Raw genomic sequence first — 18,155 nt, 5'->3', positions numbered from 1 at the left:
AGTCAGAAAGGGCCCCCATGTTCTCCGGAGCCTCCTTCCCCCTCGGTCCGTTCACGCCCTTTGAAGGCAACCCCATCCTGCGTCCGCGCGGCGACAGCTGGGAGTCGGCCAACCTCTACAACCCGGCGGCCATCGTCGACGGCGATGAGGTCGTGCTGCTCTACCGGGCGCACGCCGACGACATCATCTCCCACATCGGCATCGCCCGCTCCCGGGACGGGGTGACCTTCACCCGCGAGGACGCGCCGATCCTCTCCCCCTCCGAGGACTACGAGACCTACGGATGCGAAGACCCGCGCATCGCGCTGATCGACGGCACCTACTACCTCACCTATACGGGCTGGGACCGCCGCAGCGCGCAGCTGTGCCTGGCGACCTCGACCGACCTGCGCACCTGGACCAAGCACGGTCCGCTGTTCGACGACTTCGACACGTTCAAGACCATGGACCCGCGCGGGTTCAACTGGTCGAAGGCCGGGGTCATCGTTCCGCAGCGGATGCACGGGAAATGGTGGATGTACTTCGGCGAGGGCGCGATCTACTGGGCGACCAGCGACGACCTCATCCACTGGAGGCCGGGCACGCCCGACACCGAGCCGATGTACTCTCCGACCCCCGGCACCTGGGACGAGGCGCTCGTCGAGATCGGCGCCTCCCCTGTGGTCACCGACAACGGATTGCTCCTGTTCCTCACGAACGGCGCCACCCGCACCGTGCACGACGACGGCACCGTCGACGTCGACTACCGCTGCGGGCAGATCGCGATCGACCCGGACGAGCCGACGAAGGTCATCGCCCGCCTGCAGGAGCCGTGGCTGCGCCCGCAGACCTTCGAGGACATGCACGGACTCGTCTCTAACGTGACCTTCGTGGAGGGGCTCGTGAAGTTCCACGGGAAGTGGTTCGCGTACTACGGGCAGTCCGACACGACGCTGGCGGTCGCGATCCACGATCCGGCCGAGCCGTGGGGTCGCGCACTGCGCGACGGCGGAGAGGCGTGATGACGTGGACGCCTCCCGACGCACGTTCCTGACGTTCACGGCAGCAGCCTCCGCGCTCGCCCTCCTCCCCGTCGACGCCGCCATGGGCACGACGAACACTGCGACCGGCACGGCGACGCCGCCGCCGCTCGAGACCGCGCGCCGGCCACGGCTGACGAACCTCGCCCACCTGCGATTCCTCCTCGCCGATGTTCCCGTCGTCGCGAGCGCGACCCACACGACGTTCGGGATCGAGACGAAACCAGCGGTCCGTGCGCCCTGGACCTACGCCGACACCGACGGTTCCGGCGGCTATCGACCCGTGGGCGGCGGCACCCGCGATGCGCTGACCGGATACTGGTCGCAGGGCGCGTACAACGCCGACGACATCGCCCGCGCCGCCGTCGTGTTCGTCCGCGAGTGGAAGGCCACGGGCGACGCGCAGAGCCGCGACGAGGCCAGAGACGTGCTTCGTTCGCTCGCCTTCCTGCAGACGACTTCCGGGCCGAATGCCGGACGCGTGGTGCTGTGGCAGCAGGAGGACGGCACCCTGACCCCCAGCGCCGTCCCTGTCGAGCTGCCCGACCCCTCGGACTCGGCGGAGTCGTACTGGCTCGCCCGCTCGGTCTGGGCCTTCGGCGAGGGCTATGCGGCCTTCCGTCGCGATGACCCGGAGTTCGCGGCGTTCCTCCTCGCAAGGCTGCACCTGTGCCTCGATGCGCTGGGTCTCGAGTCGCTCTCCCGCGCCGGCCAGTGGGTGAGAAGCGATGGGCAGAGGCTCCCCGCCTGGCTGATCGCCGGAGGAGCGGATGCGACGGCCGAGGCCATGCTCGGTCTCGCTGCCGCCACCGAGGCCGGGGACTCCCGCAGCAGGACAGCTCTGCAGTCGTACGGCGAGGGCGTGGCCGCGATGTCGACCGACCCCGCGCGGGGCTGGCCGTTCGGCGCCGTGCTGCCGTGGACGGGTTCGCTCGGGTTCTGGCACGCATGGGGTGCGGCGGCGCCGGAGGCACTGGCCAGAGCCGGAGCGCTGCTACGGCGTCGGGACTGGTCGGCCGCGGCGCTCTCGGACGCCGGACGCTTCACGCCGCAGGTGCTGGCTTCGGGCGGGCCCCACAACGCGTGGGCGCCGCTTCCCGCCGAGGCGCAGATCGCGTACGGCGCGCACGGCCGCGTGGCCGGCGCACTCCAGGCATCCACGGTCGGAGGGGAAGGCCTCCGCGTACTCGCCGGACTCGCCGCAGGATGGTTCTTCGGCGCGAACACGGCCGGCATCCCGGTATACGACGCAACGACCGGGGTCACGTTCGATGGGGTCGAGACCGACGGACGGGTGAACCGCAACTCGGGCGCAGAGTCGACGATCCATGGCCTGTTGACGATGCAGCTGCTCGACGCGAACCGCGACGTGGCCGACCTGGCAACCTCGATCACCGGCCTCACGGCGAACACCGGTCTGCGCGTCATCGAGGCCGAGACCGCGCGACTCTCCCCCGGATGTGTGGTCGAGCGACCGGACGGCGGGGCATGGACGGGCGAGGGGAATCTGTCCGGCGGCGCATACGTGCGCATCCCCCGCGGTGAGTGGGTCGAGTTCGACGTCACCGAGTCCGGCGGCATCCTGCACGGTGTCGTGTGGCGACAGGCGGCAGATGCGGGCGAGGCCGAGTGGGAGGTCCTCCGCGGACGCCGCCGACTGTGGAAGACCCGCACCGCGGCCGGTTCGACCGGAGACCGCGGCCTCACCGAGGCCGACGGGATGCTCGTGCCTGAGCTCCTCGGTGGCGATCTGCCGGAGGCGGCGGTGACGGTGCGCTGCACGAGTCGCGGCGATGTGCGCCTCGATGCCCTGCTGATCCAGCCGCGGATCGCGAGCGCGGTGTATTCGACGCGCTCGGGCTCTGCCGTGCTCTACGCCAACGGCACGCGCCAGGATCAGCGGGTCCCACCGCTCGCGCCGGGCACCGGGCGCGCCTACGACGCAGACGGCTCGCCGCGCGGCGACGCGGCGCAGAGCGGGAAGGTGCGGGTGCGGGGTACCGGCTTCACCGTGACGCGCAGCTGACGCGCACGCTCGGCCGATCTACGCCGACCATGACAGTGCCCCGACGAGCATAAGAGCTCGTCGGGGCACTGTCGGTTGCGCTACTCCTGCGGCTGTCGACGACGGCGGATGGCGGGGAGGAGCATCCCTCCAGCGAAGAGCATCAGTCCCCCCAGCAGCAGACCGGCCGAAAGCACTCCACCGGTCACCGCCAGTGTGGGCGGCGGCGGCGGGAACACTCGCGTGGTCGTCTCAGACGGAGGCGGAACGATCGTCCCTCCCCCGGGCGGGACGCCTGTGGCGGTGGCCACGTTCCGCACCTGACCCCTCTCGACGTCGGCGGCGGTGACGGTGTGCGGCGGCACCGTGCAGGTCATCTGCACCCCGGAGCCCAGACTCGTCGACGGACACGTGACCGGCCCCGCGGTGGGGTCGGTCACGACGATGTCGTCGATGGTCTGTGCACCGGTATTGGTCACGAGGATCGTCCACTCGATGCGGTCACCGGGATCGATGACGCCGTTGCCGTTCACATCGACCGGATTCGCGCGCTTCTCGAGGGTCAGCGCGTTGGGCCCGTCGAAGGGGACCTCGACCGTCGACGGCGGCGAGACCGGAGGCTGCCCCGAGGGCGGAGTTCCGGTCGCGACGGCCGTGTTCGCGAGCAGGCCCGAGTCCACGTCGGCCTGCGTCGTCTGGTACTGCGCGGTGCAGGTGATGATCTGGCCCGGCAACATGCTCGCGGCACCCACAGGGCATTCGATGGCGGACAGCGATCCCGACCCGGAGAAGGCGGTCTCATCGACCGTCACGTCTTCGAGCGTGACGTTTCCGGTGTTCGTGACCACGAAGGAGTATGCGATGGTCTGCCCCACCGCCGTCATGGTCGCCGGCGTGGCCGACTTCACGATGCTGATGCCCGGGGCGGGATCGATGGGAACCTCGGTCTCCGAGGGCGGCGAGACCGGCGGGACGAGCGTCCCCGGGGGCGTTCCGGTCGCGGTGGCGCTGTTCGTCACCCGGCCCGCGTTCACATCGGCTTGGGTCAGCACATACGTGGCGGTGCAGACGATCTGCACGCTCGGGGCGAGCGACGCCGCGCCGGCCGGGCACACGACGGGCGACAGTGTGCCGGTCCCGGAGAAGCTCTCCTCATTCACCGTCACGTTCGCGAGGGTGACGTTGCCGGTGTTCGTGACCACGAAGGAATAGGTGATCTCCTGGCCCACCTGGTAGGCGTCCGGCGTGTTCGGGCTCGCCGATTTCACGACCGTGATCCCGGGCACCGGGTCCGGCGGGACGACGACGGTCGACGGGGGCGACACCGGAGGCTCTCCGGTCGGCGGCGTGCCCGTACCGGTCGCGGTGTTCGTGACACCCCCGGCATCGATGTCGGCCTGGGTCACGACATACGAAGCCGTGCAGGTGACGGTCGCGCTCGCGGCGAGCGATGCCGCGCCCGCGGGGCACGTGACCACGGGGGGTGTCCCCGTTCCGGTGAATGCCGTCTCCGTCACCGTCACACCCGTGAGTGTGACGTTTCCGGTGTTCGTCACCAGGAACGAGTAGTTGATCGTCTCGCCCGCTGCCGTGATCCGCGTGCGGTCGGCGGTCTTGGACACGGTCAGCGCCGGCGCCGAGACGACGGGGACCTCGACCGTGGACGGCGCCGACACGGGCGGAGTGCCCGAGGGCGGGGTTCCCGTCGCGGTGGCGGTGTTGTCGAGGGAATCGGCGGTGTAGTCCGCAGCGGTCGTCGTGTACGACGCGGTGCACGTGATCTGTGCACCCGGGATCATCGACCCGGCACCTGCGGGGCACGTGATCGCCGGAGAGGCACCGGTTCCGGAGAACGCCGTCTCATCGACCGTGACGTTCGTGAGGGTCACGTTGCCGGTGTTGGTGACCACGAAGGAGTAGCCGACCGCCTGACCCGCTGCCGTGATCTCGGAGGTGTCGGCGCTCTTCACGAGGGTGATCGCGGATGTCGCCGTCGACGGCACGTTGACGGTGGAGGGCGGGGAGACGGGAGGCACGAGGATGCCCGGCGGGACACCCGTCGCGGTGGCCGTGTTGGTGAGGGTCCCGCTGTCGATGTCGGCCTGGGTGAGGGTGTAGCTTGCGGTGCAGGTCGCCTGCGCCCCGGGAGCCAGAGGTGTCGTCGGACACACCGGGGTGGTCATGCTCCCCGAGCCGGTGAAGGCGGTCTCGTCGACGCTGATGTCGGCGAGGGGCACGTCACCGGTGTTGGTGACCACGAAGGAGTAGTCGATGACCTGTCCTACTGTGAAGTCATCGGGCCCCGACGGCGATGCGGACTTGAACAGCGAGATCCCCGGGTTCGCCGCGGCGATGGTGAGGGCATAGTCCTCCACCTCGCCCACCCCTCCCGCGCCCGTGGGCATGGAGGTGGTCAGGGCGGTGCCGCTGGAGATCCGGAACCGCGCGAAGGTCGGTCCCGCGACGGTCTGTGCGATGATTCCCGGCCAGGTGAGCGTGACCGAGGATCCGTCGGGCGTTCCCGCCGGGACCACCGCGGATGCCCCCTCGTTCGCGTCGAAGACGCCGTTGCGGTTGAAGTCGACCCAGCCGACCAGTGTCGCCGGCTGACCCGGCACCTTGTTCGACGCCAGCACCGACACCGAGTAGCTGCTGGTGATCCCTGCGGTGATCGGCCCGAACGTCGCGACGCCGTTCTCGTCGTCGATGAACTGGTTCGGCGCGGTGCCGCCGACCTGATTGTCTCCGGTCGCGTTCGCGCTGTACTGCATCGCCGCCTCGGTGTCGGCTGACCACCCGAGGTAGGTGGCGGCATTCAGCTCGTGGGACACGGCCCCGTAGCCGGCCGGGGCATCGCCGTAGTCGTCGGGGATGGTGGCGCAGGAGGGCGTGAAGCCGTCGATGCCCTCGCCGCCTCCCTGCGCACGGTAGCCGCGCACGAGGATGTCGCTGGTCCCGGTGGTGGCCGCAGGCCCGCAACGTGGCGTCGGGGTATCCAAGCCGCCGGTCGTGTTGAAGTTCTCACCGATGGTGAGGACGGTGGGCGTGGCGGCGAGATCGATCCGCAGCTCGCCCGCCGCGCTGAAGGTCATCGGCCGGCAGGTGATCTGCACCGATGAGGGCCAGCGGTTCGTGCCGTCGCCGACGAAGGTGGTCCCGGTGATGCGGTGCACGAAGGTGTTGGCGGGGCACACGCCGGTCTGCACGTTGCCACGGCTCTCGTTGTAGACGGGACCGGTGATCCACGCGGGGTTCACGGTTCCCGTGACGGTCCCGGCGTTGCTCACGGTGATCGTGGAGCACTGGATGCTGAAACGCACGAGGATCGAGTTGGCGTTGGACGGAGAGTCGGCCGTGCGGTTCTCCGTCTGCACGCCGGTGAGCACCGAGTTCGACGGACACTCCGTCGGCGCGACGAGGTCTTTGTCGGATCCGACCGTGGCCGCTTCCGTGGAGGGTCCGAGATACAGCTGGGCGGCATCGCCCGGAGCCGCCGTGGCGGGCGACGCGGGCACGATCAGCGCGGTGAGCACGAGCGTCAGCAGTGCGGCGACGGCCCTGGAGGGCTTGCGACGGTCACGGCTCGTACGACCATGATGAGTGGCTGGATTCCGCATGGGGTCGCCCTCCGTTTTCTCAGCGTCACCGGAAGCTGAGACTTTGCTCACAGTAGCCGACGAATCCCCTGGGTCCAACCCCTTTTTTTATGCTGCGACCTCGGTGAAATCACCTCGACCCACCTCGATCCCTCCGCGGCATGCCGGAATACTTTCTTTTGAGTTATTCAAATGAAGAGGTATGCTCGATGGATGGAGACAGAACTCGACTCGGCGCTTCGCGTTGCCGGGTTGCGCGCGACCGCGGGCCGCGTCGCCGTTCTCGAGGCTCTCGACTCCATGGCCCATTCAGACGCGGAGCGGCTCTACCGTGCCGTGTCTGAGGTGCTGCCGACCACGTCGATCCAGTCGGTGCACAACATCCTCGCGGACCTGACGACGGCGGGCCTCATCCGCCGGATCGAACCGGCAGGCTCCGCGGCGCTCTACGAGCGGCGCATCAACGACAACCACCACCACGTCGTCTGCACCTCCTGCGGTGCCATCGGCGATGTGGACTGCGTCGTCGGCGAAGCGCCGTGTCTCACCCCGTCCTCGACGGGGGGATTCACCGTCCAGACAGCCGAAGTCACCTTCTGGGGCCTCTGCCCCAGTTGCCAGAACGCCGCGCAATAGCAGTCCGCCGATCGCCCGTCCCCGGATGGGGGTAATCGTTGCGCCTGCGCGGAGAAGGAGAACACCATGACGAAACCTGCCACCACCACGCAGGCCGGAGCCCCGATCGCGAGCGACACGCATTCGCTCACGGTCGGCGCCGACGGCCCCACCGTCCTGCACGATCACTACCTGGTCGAGAAGATCGCGGCCTTCAACCGCGAGCGGGTGCCGGAGCGCAACCCGCACGCGAAGGGCGGCGGCGCGTTCGGCGAGTTCGTCGTCACCGAAGACGTGTCGGCCTACACGCGCGCGGCCGTCTTCCAGCCGGGTGCGGCCAGCGAGACCCTCATCCGCTTCTCCTCCGTCGCCGGGGAGCAGGGCTCGCCCGACACCTGGCGTGACGTGCGCGGGTTCTCGCTCCGCATGTACTCCGACGAGGGCAACCTCGACATCGTCGGCAACAACACCCCGACGTTCTTCCTTCGCGACGCGATCAAGTTCCCGGACTTCATCCACTCGCAGAAGCGCCTCGGCGACTCGGGTCTGCGCGATCCCGACATGCAGTGGGACTTCTGGACGCTGTCGCCGGAGAGCGCCCACCAGGTCACGTATCTGATGGGAGACCGCGGCCTGCCCCTCAGCTGGCGGCACATGAACGGCTACGGCTCGCACACCTACTCGTGGGTCAACGCCGCAGGCGAGGTCTTCTGGGTGAAGTACCACTTCATCTCGCAGCAGGGCGTCGAGGCGATGAGCAACGAAGAGGCCGAGCAGCTCGCCGGGTCGGACGCCGACCACTACCGGCGCGACCTCTTCCGGTCGATCGCCGACGGTGAGTTCCCGAAGTGGGACCTGTACGTGCAGATCATGCCCTACGACGAGGCCAAGGCGTACCGGTTCAACCCGTTCGACCTCACCAAGACCATCTCGAAGAAGGACTACCCGCGCATCAAGGTCGGCACGCTGACCCTGAACCGCAACCCGGAGAACTTCTTCGCACAGATCGAGCAGGCCGCCTTCTCGCCGGGGAACCAGGTGCCGGGCACCGGCATCTCCCCGGACAAGATGCTGATGGGGCGCATCTTCGCCTACCCGGACGCGCAGCGCCACCGCATCGGCCCGAACTACAACCAGCTGCCGGTGAACCAGCCGCACGCGAGCGAGACGCGCAACTACCAGCACGAGGGCTCGATGCGCTACCAGTTCAACGACACCGCGCACCGCACCTACCAGCCGAACTCCTATGGAGCAGCAGGAGGCCCGGAGGCCGACCCGTCGAAGGGCATCGAGGTGAACTGGGAGGCCGACGGCGAGATCCAGCGCTCCGCCGCGACCCTGCACCCCGAGGACGACGACTTCGGGCAGCCCGGCACGCTCTACCGCGAGGTGTTCGACGCCGAGCAGCGGGCACGTTTCCTGGAGACGCTCACCGGCCAGGGGCGTTCGATCACCGTCGACGCCATCCGCGAGCGCTTCTTCCAGTACTGGACGAACGTCGACGCCGCACTCGGCGCCGCGCTGCGCGACCGCGTCTGATCCTCGCGATCACCGGAACGGAAACGGCCTCCCGGAGACTTCGGTCTCCGGGAGGCCGTTTCGTCGTCCCCGGCACTGCCGGGCGCGTCAGGCGCCGACCGGCTCCGGTTCGGGGACGATCGCCTCGAACGCCACCTCGCCCGCCGGGGTCATCCACGCCCGCAGCATCGCGCGGATGGCGCCGGCCATGTCGATCGACCGGTCGAACAGCCACTGGGTCTGCAGACCGTCCATGGTCGCGGTCAGGCGCAAAGCCGCGTCGTGCGGATCGATGTCGGGTCGCAGCTGACCGGACGCGATGGCGAGCGCGATCGCCTGTCCGGTGCTCGAACGGATCCTCTCGTAACGGCGCCGGAAGTACTCGTGCGCCGGGTGATCGGCAGCCGACGCCTCGGACGACAACCGCACGAAAAGCTCGATCAGACCCGGCACGAGACGGTTGTGGTCGGCGAGGTCGACCATTCCGCGCAGCACGCCCATACCGCCGTAGCCGCGGGCGTAGGGACGGAAGCGGTCGCGATCCTCGATGTCGCGGGCTTCGAGCACGGCTTCGAGCAGGGCTTCCTTGTCGGCGAAGTGGTGCAGCAGTCCCGCGCGTGAGATGCCGCACACCGCGGCGATCTCGAGGATCGTCGCCGAGAGGAAGCCGCGTTCGGCGAAGTGGTCCGAGGCCACGCGGATGATCTCCTCGCGGCGCGCTCGGCCGTTCGCGTATCCGCGCCCTCGCAGCGTCGTCGCATCAGCCATGGGGGAAACCGTAGCACCGCTCTTGACAAAACCGACACAAGTGTAGATATTTAACCGAACCACCCGCCGCACCCGCACCGCCCGCCGTACCCGAAAGACCCGCCGTACCCGAACGAAGGAGTTCCCGTGAGCGCGATCGCGCACCCGTACCAGGACCGCACCCTGACCGTGGATCAGCGTGTCGAGGACCTGCTCACCCGAATGACGCTCGAGGACAAGGCGGGACAGATGTTCCAGCCGATGGCGACCCTCGGCGACGACCTCGACGCCCCCGGCCTGTTCGGCTCTCCGTCGATGCGCACCATCATCGACCGTGGCATCACGCACGTGAACATCCTGCAGGCCCCGTCGGCGCGGGAGATCGCCGCATGGCACAACGCCCTGCAGGAGGAGGCCCGGCGACGCGGCCTCGGCATCCCGTTCTCTCTGTCGAGCGATCCGCGCCATTCGTTCTCGAACAACCCGGCCGCCGCGCTCATCGCCGGCCCCTTCTCGCAGTGGCCGGAGTTCCTCGGTTTCGGCGCCATCGACGACCCCGAGCTCACCCGCCGCTTCGCCGAGGTCGTGCGTCGCGAGTACCTGGCCGTCGGCATCCGCACCGCCCTGCACCCGCAGATCGACCTCGCCACCGAGCCGCGCTGGGCGCGGGCCTCCGGCACGTTCGGCCAGAGCGCGGAGGTGACCGGGCGTCTCGGCGTCGCCTACACGCTCGGGTTGCAGGGCGACGAGCTCGGAGCCGAATCGGTCTCGGCCATGGCCAAGCACTTCCCCGGGGGCGGCCCCCAGCTCGACGGCGAGGATCCGCACTTCTCATACGGCCGCGAGCAGGTGTACCCGGGCGGACGATTCGACCTGCACCTGCAACCGTTCCGCGACCTGCTGGCCGCCGGCGTCTCGCAGATCATGCCCTACTACGGCATGCCGATCGGCACCGAGTACGAAGAGGTCGGCTTCGGGTTCAACAAACAGATCATCCAAGGCCTGCTGCGTGACGAGCTGGGCTTCGACGGGATCGTGTGCACCGACTGGGGCATCCTGTCCCGCACCTTCTGGGGTGTGGAGTCGCTCACCTACGACGAGCGGATGATGAAATCGCTCGATGCCGGTGTGGACCAGTTCGGCGGTGAGTTCAACCCGAAGGCTCTGATCGGGCTCGTGCGGGCGGGCTCGGTGCCCGAGTCCCGGCTCGACACCTCGGTGCGCCGGCTGCTGCGTGAGAAGTTCCGTCTCGGGCTGTTCGACGACGCACGGTTCGTCGATGTCGAAGCTGCGGATGCGATCGTCGGTCGGGAAGACGCCCGCGCCGCCGGACTCGAGGCCCAGGCACGTTCACTCACGTTGCTCACGAACGGCGGCGGGGCGGCGCATCTGCCGCTGCAGGGGCGCCCGACCGTCTACGTCGAAGGCCTCGACCCCGTCGAGCTCGCCGGCTGGGCCGATGTGGTCACCGACCCCGACCGCGCTGACGTCGCGATCGTGCGCACCGACGCCCCGTGGGAGCCGCGCGGCAACGGGGCCGACATCGAATCGTTCTTCCGCGCCGGATCCCTCGAGTTCCACGACGACGAACTCGCGCACCTGCGCGATCTGGCCGCCCGCGTGCCGCTCGTGCTCGACGTCTACCTCGATCGTCCGGCGATCCTCGCCCCGCTTCTCGACGTCGCCTCGACGATCATCGCGAACTACGGCGCATCCGACACCGCGCTCGTGAATGTGCTGTTCGGCGCGGTGGAGCCCCAGGGGTCGCTGCCCTTCGAGGTGCCGTCGTCGATGGAAGCCGTGGCGGCGAGCCGCCCCGACGTGCCGTCGGACACGGTCGACCCGTCGTTCGCGTTCGGCCACGGCCTCCGGTACCTCGACTGGTCGCCTGCCGCACGACCCGACCCCGCGTCCACGACGATCGAGATGGCGGATGTCGCCGCACCCGGCGGACGCTTCGACCTCACCAGCGCGACCGTCGCCCAGGTGCTCGCCGATGCCGAGGCGCTCGCGATCATCGCCGAGCTCGTCCCCGAACTGCCGGGCAACCCCATGCTCGCCGCAGCGCAGAACATGCCGCTCGACACCGTCCTCGGCTTCGCCGGCGCCACCCTGCCGGCCGAGACGATCGACACGCTGCGCTCCCGCCTGGTGGCGCTCCCCGCCTGACTCTGTTCTGCACGACCTGTTCTGTCCAGCCAGTTCTGCCCCGCCCGTTCTGCCCGACCCGAGAGGACCACGACGACGATGTCTGGAACGCCCGCAACCCCCGAGAGCACCGTCCCCGAGAGCACCGTCCCGATCACGGAGACGACGTTCATCCGCACCGCCGCCGGCAACGACGACCCGCCCCCGCCCCTCAAGGGGATCCGGCGCCTGCTCGGCTGGATCATCCCCGCCAACCTCGGCATCTTCCTGATCTGGGGCGCGGTCCCCGGCATCCTCCTCCCCCAGCAGGTCACGATCACGCTCGGCGAGGAGAACAAGGTCGCCAACCTCGCGATCATCGCGACGATCGGTGCGTTCGCGGCGATGATCGCGCAGCCGATCGCCGGGCAGATCTCCGACCGGACGCGTTCCCGCTTCGGCCGGCGTGCACCGTGGATGATCGTCGGCGTCCTCGCCGGAGGCCTGGCCCTGGTCGGCCTCGCCTTCGCGGACTCCCTGGTCGGCATCGCCATCGCGTGGACTCTGGTGCAGATCGCGTACAACTTCGCCCAGGGCCCGCTCTCCGCCGTGATGCCCGACCGCGTGCCCCTCAAGCGCCGGGGAACCTTCGCCGCCCTCTCCGGCATCGGCCTCATGGTCGGCTCGCTCGGCGGTCAGATCGTCGGCTCCCTGTTCTTCAACAGCATCGCCGCGGGCTACGTGGTCTTCGCGGTCTTCGCCCTCGTCGTCATCACACTGTTCGTCGTGTTCAACCCGGACTACTCGAGCGAACGGATCACGCCCGAGCCGTTCGACCTCAGCGCGTTCCTGCGCACCTTCTGGGTCAGCCCGATCAAGCACCCCGACTTCTTCTGGGCGTTCCTCGGCCGCCTGCTGCTGTTCACGGGCTACTTCTCCGTGACCGGATATCAGCTCTACATCATGACCGACTATCTGCACATCGAGAAGCCCGAGACGGTCATCCCGCTGGTCGGGCTCCTCAGCCTCGCCGGCATCCTGATCTCCACGATCATCTCCGGTCCACTCTCCGACAGGGTCGGGCGACGCAAGCCGTTCGTGTTCGCCTCGTCGGTGGTCACCGGTCTTGCACTGCTGCTGCCGTGGATCTCACCGACGATCGAGGCGTGGATGATCATGTCGTTCATCGCCGGGCTCGGGTTCGGCATGTTCCAGGCCGTCGACACCGCACTGATGAGCGAGGTGCTCCCCTCGGCGCAGTCGTTCGCGAAAGACCTCGGGGTCGTGAACATCGCGGCCACCCTGCCCCAGACGCTGGCCCCCGGAGTCTCGGGTCTGATCGTGATCGCATTCGGCTTCGCCGGGCTCTTCCCCGTGGGCATAGTCCTGTCGGTGCTCGGCGCGTTCGCGGTGTGGCCGATCAGGTCGACGCGCTGATCCCGCACCTGACGCCGCCGTCCAGGAACAGGGCCAAGATGGAGAGGTGGCCGTCCCTCTCTCCGACCTGACCAGCATGCCCGAACCCCAGCAGGTGTACGCCGCCGACGGCACACGACTGGCGACCTACACCTGGGGCGAGTTCGACGCCCCCGTCGTGGTGATCGTGCACGGCTTCGCGTCGAGCGCGCGCGACAACTGGGTGCTCACCGGATGGGTACGCGAGCTGACGCGCGCGGGTTATCGCGTGCTGGCACTGGATCAGCGCGGCCACGGCCTCAGCGAGAAGCCACATGACCCCGACGGTTACCGGATCCGCACACTCGTGACCGATGTCGAGACCGTGATGGACACGTACCTCGTCGACGACGCCCTCTACGTCGGCTACTCGCTCGGCGCACGCGTGGGCTGGGAGGTCGTTCGCGAGCTGCCGCACCGCATCGGACGTGCAGTGCTGGGAGGGGTGCCGGACGGCATCCCCCTGGCGCGACTCGATCTCGAACAGGTCCGGAAGTACATCGCCGACGGCACCCCGGTGGCCGATCGGACCACGCAGAACTACATCGCGCTGACCGAACGGGTACCGGGAAACGACCTGCAGGCACTCGTCGCGCTCGCGGAGGGCATGCGGGCGTCGGGCATGATCGACCCCGATCCCTCGGATGCGCCGACGCGGCCGATCCTCTTCGCCACCGGCTCGAAGGACGCGATCATCGAGGGTTCGCGGGCGCTGGCCGCAGCCGCCCCCGACGGACGGTTCTTCGAGATCCCGAACCGGAACCACTTCAACGCCCCGGGCTCGCGCGACTTCAAGGACGCGGCCGTGGCGTTCCTCGCCGAGGCGTAGACCGCTCACGAGGAATGGCCCGGTCGGATGCGACCGGGCCATTCTCGGGTTCCGCGTCAGACGGTGGCGGCGGCCTCGTCGCGCTTCGGCAGCACCCAACCCGCACGCGGGAAGTGGCACGTGTAGCCGTTCGGGTACTTGATCAGGTAGTCCTGGTGCTCTTCCTCGGCCTGCCAGAACGGCCCTGCCGGCTCGATCGTGGTGACGGCCTTCGCCGGCCACAGGCCCGAAGCGTCGACATCGGCGATGGTGTCGCGCGCGATCGCCTCCTGCTCGGGGGTGAGCGGGAAGATCGCCGAGCGGTAGCTCGAACCGATGTCGTTGCCCTGACGGTTCAGCGTCGACGGGTCGTGGATCTGGAAGAAGAACGCCAGGATGTCGCGGTAGGTCGTCTTCGTCGGGTCGAACACGATCTCCACGGCCTCGGCATGGCCGGGGTGGTTGCGGTAGGTCGCGTGCTCGTTCAAGCCGCCGGTGTAGCCGACCCGGGTGTCGAGCACACCGGGCTGGCGGCGGATCAGGTCTTCCATCCCCCAGAAACAGCCGCCGGCGAGAACGGCCGTCTCGGTCCCGGGCGTGCGGGTGATGGTTCCGGTGTCGGTCATGACTGCTCCTCGGTGGTGTCGGAAGGTGCGGGGGTGTCGGTGGTGGGGCGTGCGAAGAGGGCGCTGTAGCGACCGTACCCCTCTTCCTCCAGGCTTTCGGCCGGGATGAAGCGGAGAGCCGCCGAGTTCATGCAGTAGCGCAGGCCGCCCTCGGCGCGCGGGCCGTCGTCGAACACGTGACCGAGGTGGCTGTCGGCGACGGCCGAGCGGGCCTCGGTGCGCTTCATCCACAGCGAGCGGTCGGTGCGCGTGGTCACGGCATCCGCGTCGATGGGCTTCGTGAAGCTCGGCCATCCGGTGCCGCTGTCGAACTTGTCGGTCGACGAGAACAGAGGCTCGCCCGAGACGACGTCGACGTAGATGCCGTCGTCGTGGTTGTCCCAGTACGCGTTGCGGAAGGGCGGCTCGGTCGCGTCCTGCTGGGTCACCCGATACTGCAGAGGGGTGAGGCCGCTGACGGCCTCGGGGGTCGTGCCGTAGTCGTTCGACATGATCTGACTCCTTGTCCGACGTCGCTGGCTGCGCCGTCATAGAGGAGAACCGACGAGCGGCCCGTTTTGGTCCCGCGGCCCTGAGAACGGGCTGTGAGTTTCTGCGGGCCGCTCGTCGGCGGGACAGAAGACGACGAGGGGTCAGCGGACCTTCTGCCAGGGGCCGCCGGTCGCCGCGGCATCGGGCTGCTGGTTGCGCGTCCACCACTTCGCCTCGAAGCGCGTGCCGGCATGTACGACGACGTCTCCTGCGGTGAAGACGCGGGTGGGCGTCCACACGACTGCCCCGTCGATGTCCGTCGCGAACTCCTGCCACGGACCCACGGGGTCGCCGGGGCGCTGGTCACGCGTCCACCACGACGCCTGCCACAGCCGCCCGTCGAGCGACACGAGCTCGCCGCCGGCATAGACGGTCTGCGCGCTCCACCCCGCAGCGGTGGGCAGGGACAGCGTCGCCGGCTCGACGGAGTCCGACACCGAGCGGACTCCGTTGACCCCCGTCACCTCGAAGGATGCCGCGGCGATCGAGCCCCGCGCGACGTCTTCTGTCGTGAGCCGGACGACGATCGCCTCGAGGGGTGCCGCCTCACCGGGGACGAGCGAGCCGACATCCGCTCCGGCAGCGGTCACGGCATCGAGCACGACGTTGCCCGTGTTCTCGACGGTGCGCGTCCAGGTCACGGTGTCGGAGGCATCCGCCACGCCGTTCCCGTTCTCGTCGGCCCAGTCTCCGACCGTCGCACCGGACAACGCGGGGGTGCGCGCGATCACGTCGATCTCGCCGCCCGCCACCGTCACGCGCTTCGTGGTCTGCCCTGCCGCCTCGACGGTCCAGGTGGTGTCGGCCACGAAGAAGCCGCGGTCGATTTCGGCCTGGGTCACGGTGTGGCGCGCCGACCCGCAGTCGTACCCCGCACCGACCGCGAGATCCCGGTAGCGGCAGTTGCCGGCCGCCGGCGGGAGGAAGGGCGAGAAGTCACCGGTCGCGGGAACGACGGTGACCACCATCGGGCTGCGGTTGTCGACCCGGAACGTATACGGCACCTGCGTGCCCACCGCGTACGGGTTCGCCGCCAGGTCGCGCCCGGCATCCGCCCGCGCGCCCGTGATCGTGGCCGCGAGCACGCCGTCGCGCAGCACCACGGGGGCAGCCGCGTGGGTCACGGTGACCGCGGGTGCCGAGCCGTCGACGGGAGCCACGGTGAACGCGAACTCCGGCGTGTACCAGCCACGATCGATGTCGGCCTGTGTGAGCGTGCGCCGTGGGGTGCTGCAGTTGTAGGCGTCGTAGGCCGCCAGGTTCAGCCACCGGCAGGCGGTGGGGGCGAAGCCGGTGGTGAAGGTGTTCGCCGCCGGGGTCACGATCGTGTTGCCGCCCGCCGTGCTCACGACCCGCACCTGGAAGCTCAGCTGCTCCCCCACGGTGTACGGATTCGTCACGACGTTTCGCAGGGCCGAGGTGTTCGTCGCGGTGAGCGTCGCTCCGAGCACCGACGACTGCGGCAGGGCGAGCGTCGCGGTGGTCTGGCTGAGGCGTCCGTCGGCGGCGGTGAAGGCGGCCTGGAGACGCTGCTCACCAGAGACGCCCTGCGGGGCGGTGACCTGCACATTCACGGTGGCGCTCGCTCCCGGTGCGAGACCGGTGATCTGCGCGGTGGTCGCGGTCCATCCGGCGGCGGTGTGGAAGGTCACGGCGCCGCTGAGCGCGGCCGCCTCCTGATTCGTGATCGTGACCGGGACCGTGGTGGCGACTCCGGCGGTCAGAGCGGTCTTCGGCACCGACAGTGGCGCACACGCCGCGTTCAGCCACGCGTCGTCGAACGAGGAGAACTGCATCGTGTTCGTGTAGCCCGCCTCCCACAGCACCCCCACCCTGCCGTCATCGATCGCCGTCGCGCTGGAGTAGGCGAAGGTCCCCGTCTCGAGCGTGCGCAGACCGGGCCAGGTCTCGCCGTCGTCGCAGGAGAGGCGCACCGCTCCGTTCACACGGTTGCTGTTCGCCCCGTTGGCGGCATTCGTGAAGATCAGCTTCTTCGCGTCGGCGCTGCCCGCGGCGGCGTCCGGATGCAGGCGGGTGATCGAGGCGTTGTTCGTGGGGTCGGGCAGCTCGGCGTCGCGGGTGACCGGACCATAGCTGTGACCGCCGTCGGTCGAGATCGCGACCTTGCGAAGACGCCCGTCGGAGCTGTCTCGCGAGTTGAGCATGACGCGTCCGTCGGAGAGCTCGACGACCTTGTTCTCGTCCATGCCGGTGCCGACGTATTCGCCACGCTGCCAGGTGTCGCCGCCGTCGTCGGAATACACCGAGTACGCCTGGATCGCGGTGGATCCGTCGGCCTGACGCACGGTGCCAGCGTACTGCTGGATGAGCCGCCCGGCATGCGCGCCGTAGCGCAGCTGGATCCCCTCGCCCGAAGTGGCGAACGTGCCCTTCACATCGCCCGCGACGGGCGTGTACACGCCCCCGCTGGTCGTGCCGTTGGAGGTCTTGGCGACGTCGGTGATGAGCCGCGGCGCACTCCAGGTCGCGCCGCCATCGTCGGAATGGATCACGGCCGCTCCCAGAACCTGCCGGTTCGCGTCGTCGTCGCCGTAGGCACTCCCCTGGAACCCCTGGTCCTGGGAGCGCACGAAGAACGCGAAGACCCGACCGCTCTGCCGGTCGACGACGTAGCTCGGGTCGGAGTAGCCGTACTGGCCGCTCCCGGTCTTCCCCGCGGCGATGATCTGCAGCGGACCCCAGGTACGACCGTTGTCCGTCGAGCGGCGCTGGATGATCGAGTTGGGGTTGGGGGCGTCAGCGGCGCTTCCCGGCCGGGCATCCCACGCCGAGAGGACCACGCCGTCGCCGAGGTGGGTGAGCGCGGGGATCCGGTAGAAGTAGTTCGAAGCCGTGCGGTCGGCGCCGATGTTCAGTTCGAGGTAGTCGCCGGGGTCGGCGTTCGGATCGGTCAGATACCCGGGCGCCGGGGCCGCCGAGGCAGCGGCGGCGGGGAGGCTGAGCGCGAGGACCAGCGCTCCGATCGTGCCGCATCGCAGCAGGCGGCGGCTCCGGGAAGGGGGCGAGGGAGGAACGTGCATGGACAGACCTTTCTGTTCGTGCGGAAATATGACGTCTGATGTCAGATTTCAAGTCACTCTAGCGAGG

The 18,155-nt window shown here is 69.1% G+C and carries 12 protein-coding genes; 7 read left to right on the top strand and 5 right to left on the bottom strand.

Annotated elements, in window-relative coordinates; translation table 11 throughout:
• The first annotated feature begins 17 nt into the window (after positions 1–17).
• Positions 18–1,001, top strand: coding sequence for a glycoside hydrolase family 130 protein (locus tag ACLFA2_RS09770; protein WP_029260678.1), 984 nt, complete (start codon positions 18–20; stop codon positions 999–1,001).
• Between the two features lie 4 nt (positions 1,002–1,005).
• Positions 1,006–3,045 carry a hypothetical protein gene (locus ACLFA2_RS09765; RefSeq protein ID WP_051671232.1) on the top strand — a complete coding sequence of 680 codons (2,040 nt, stop codon included), beginning with the start codon at positions 1,006–1,008 and terminating at the stop codon, positions 3,043–3,045.
• Positions 3,046–3,125: 80 nt separating this feature from the next.
• Here ACLFA2_RS09765 and ACLFA2_RS09760 read toward each other — a convergent pair whose 3' ends face one another.
• Positions 3,126–6,641 carry a DUF7507 domain-containing protein gene (locus tag ACLFA2_RS09760; protein WP_426621192.1) on the bottom strand — a complete coding sequence of 1,172 codons (3,516 nt, stop codon included), beginning with the start codon at positions 6,639–6,641 and terminating at the stop codon, positions 3,126–3,128.
• A gap of 192 nt (positions 6,642–6,833) precedes the next feature.
• Here ACLFA2_RS09760 and ACLFA2_RS09755 point away from each other — a divergent pair, with 192 nt between their 5' ends.
• Positions 6,834–7,256 (top strand): Fur family transcriptional regulator, encoded by a 423-nt coding sequence (locus ACLFA2_RS09755; RefSeq protein ID WP_029260681.1) that lies wholly within the window; start codon positions 6,834–6,836, stop codon positions 7,254–7,256.
• Between the two features lie 66 nt (positions 7,257–7,322).
• Positions 7,323–8,774 carry a catalase gene (locus tag ACLFA2_RS09750; RefSeq protein ID WP_426621191.1) on the top strand — a complete coding sequence of 484 codons (1,452 nt, stop codon included), beginning with the start codon at positions 7,323–7,325 and terminating at the stop codon, positions 8,772–8,774.
• Positions 8,775–8,861: 87 nt separating this feature from the next.
• Here the strand turns inward: ACLFA2_RS09750 and ACLFA2_RS09745 are convergent, their stop codons facing one another.
• Positions 8,862–9,521 carry a TetR/AcrR family transcriptional regulator gene (locus ACLFA2_RS09745; protein WP_051668199.1) on the bottom strand — a complete coding sequence of 220 codons (660 nt, stop codon included), beginning with the start codon at positions 9,519–9,521 and terminating at the stop codon, positions 8,862–8,864.
• Positions 9,522–9,647: 126 nt separating this feature from the next.
• On the opposite strand from ACLFA2_RS09745, the gene ACLFA2_RS09740 reads away from it, so the two are divergent.
• The 3 genes from ACLFA2_RS09740 to ACLFA2_RS09730 all read left to right on the top strand — a co-directional run bounded on the left by ACLFA2_RS09740 (position 9,648) and on the right by ACLFA2_RS09730 (position 13,911).
• Positions 9,648–11,669: a glycoside hydrolase family 3 N-terminal domain-containing protein gene (locus ACLFA2_RS09740; RefSeq protein ID WP_347123968.1), complete on the top strand. Its 2,022-nt coding sequence runs from the start codon at positions 9,648–9,650 to the stop codon at positions 11,667–11,669.
• A gap of 78 nt (positions 11,670–11,747) precedes the next feature.
• Entirely contained in the window at positions 11,748–13,064 is a 1,317-nt protein-coding gene (locus ACLFA2_RS09735; RefSeq protein ID WP_347123970.1) for an MFS transporter, read from the top strand.
• 46 nt (positions 13,065–13,110) lie between these two features.
• On the top strand, positions 13,111–13,911 hold the full coding sequence (locus tag ACLFA2_RS09730; protein ID WP_096359657.1) for an alpha/beta fold hydrolase: 801 nt from the start codon (positions 13,111–13,113) through the stop codon (positions 13,909–13,911).
• Between the two features lie 56 nt (positions 13,912–13,967).
• Here the strand turns inward: ACLFA2_RS09730 and msrA are convergent, their stop codons facing one another.
• From msrA to ACLFA2_RS09715, 3 genes are all read right to left on the bottom strand, one after another.
• A complete protein-coding gene (msrA, locus tag ACLFA2_RS09725) occupies positions 13,968–14,516 on the bottom strand; it encodes a peptide-methionine (S)-S-oxide reductase MsrA (protein WP_426621190.1) in 549 nt (182 codons plus the stop codon).
• The gene (gene msrB / locus ACLFA2_RS09720; RefSeq protein ID WP_322955588.1) at positions 14,513–15,007 is read right to left on the bottom strand and encodes a peptide-methionine (R)-S-oxide reductase MsrB; all 495 of its coding nucleotides are present in this window, start codon (positions 15,005–15,007) and stop codon (positions 14,513–14,515) included. Before msrB ends, msrA begins: the two co-directional genes overlap by 4 nt.
• 141 nt (positions 15,008–15,148) lie before the next feature.
• Positions 15,149–18,088, bottom strand: a complete 2,940-nt coding sequence (locus ACLFA2_RS09715) for an exo-alpha-sialidase (protein WP_426621189.1) — start codon at positions 18,086–18,088, stop codon at positions 15,149–15,151.
• Positions 18,089–18,155: the final 67 nt, after the last annotated feature.

Source organism: Microbacterium sp. As-52 (assembly GCF_049949185.1).
Lineage (GTDB): Bacteria > Actinomycetota > Actinomycetes > Actinomycetales > Microbacteriaceae > Microbacterium > Microbacterium maritypicum_A.
Note: the sequence above shows the minus strand (reverse complement) of the source record. Positions and strands in the feature narration are given on the sequence as shown.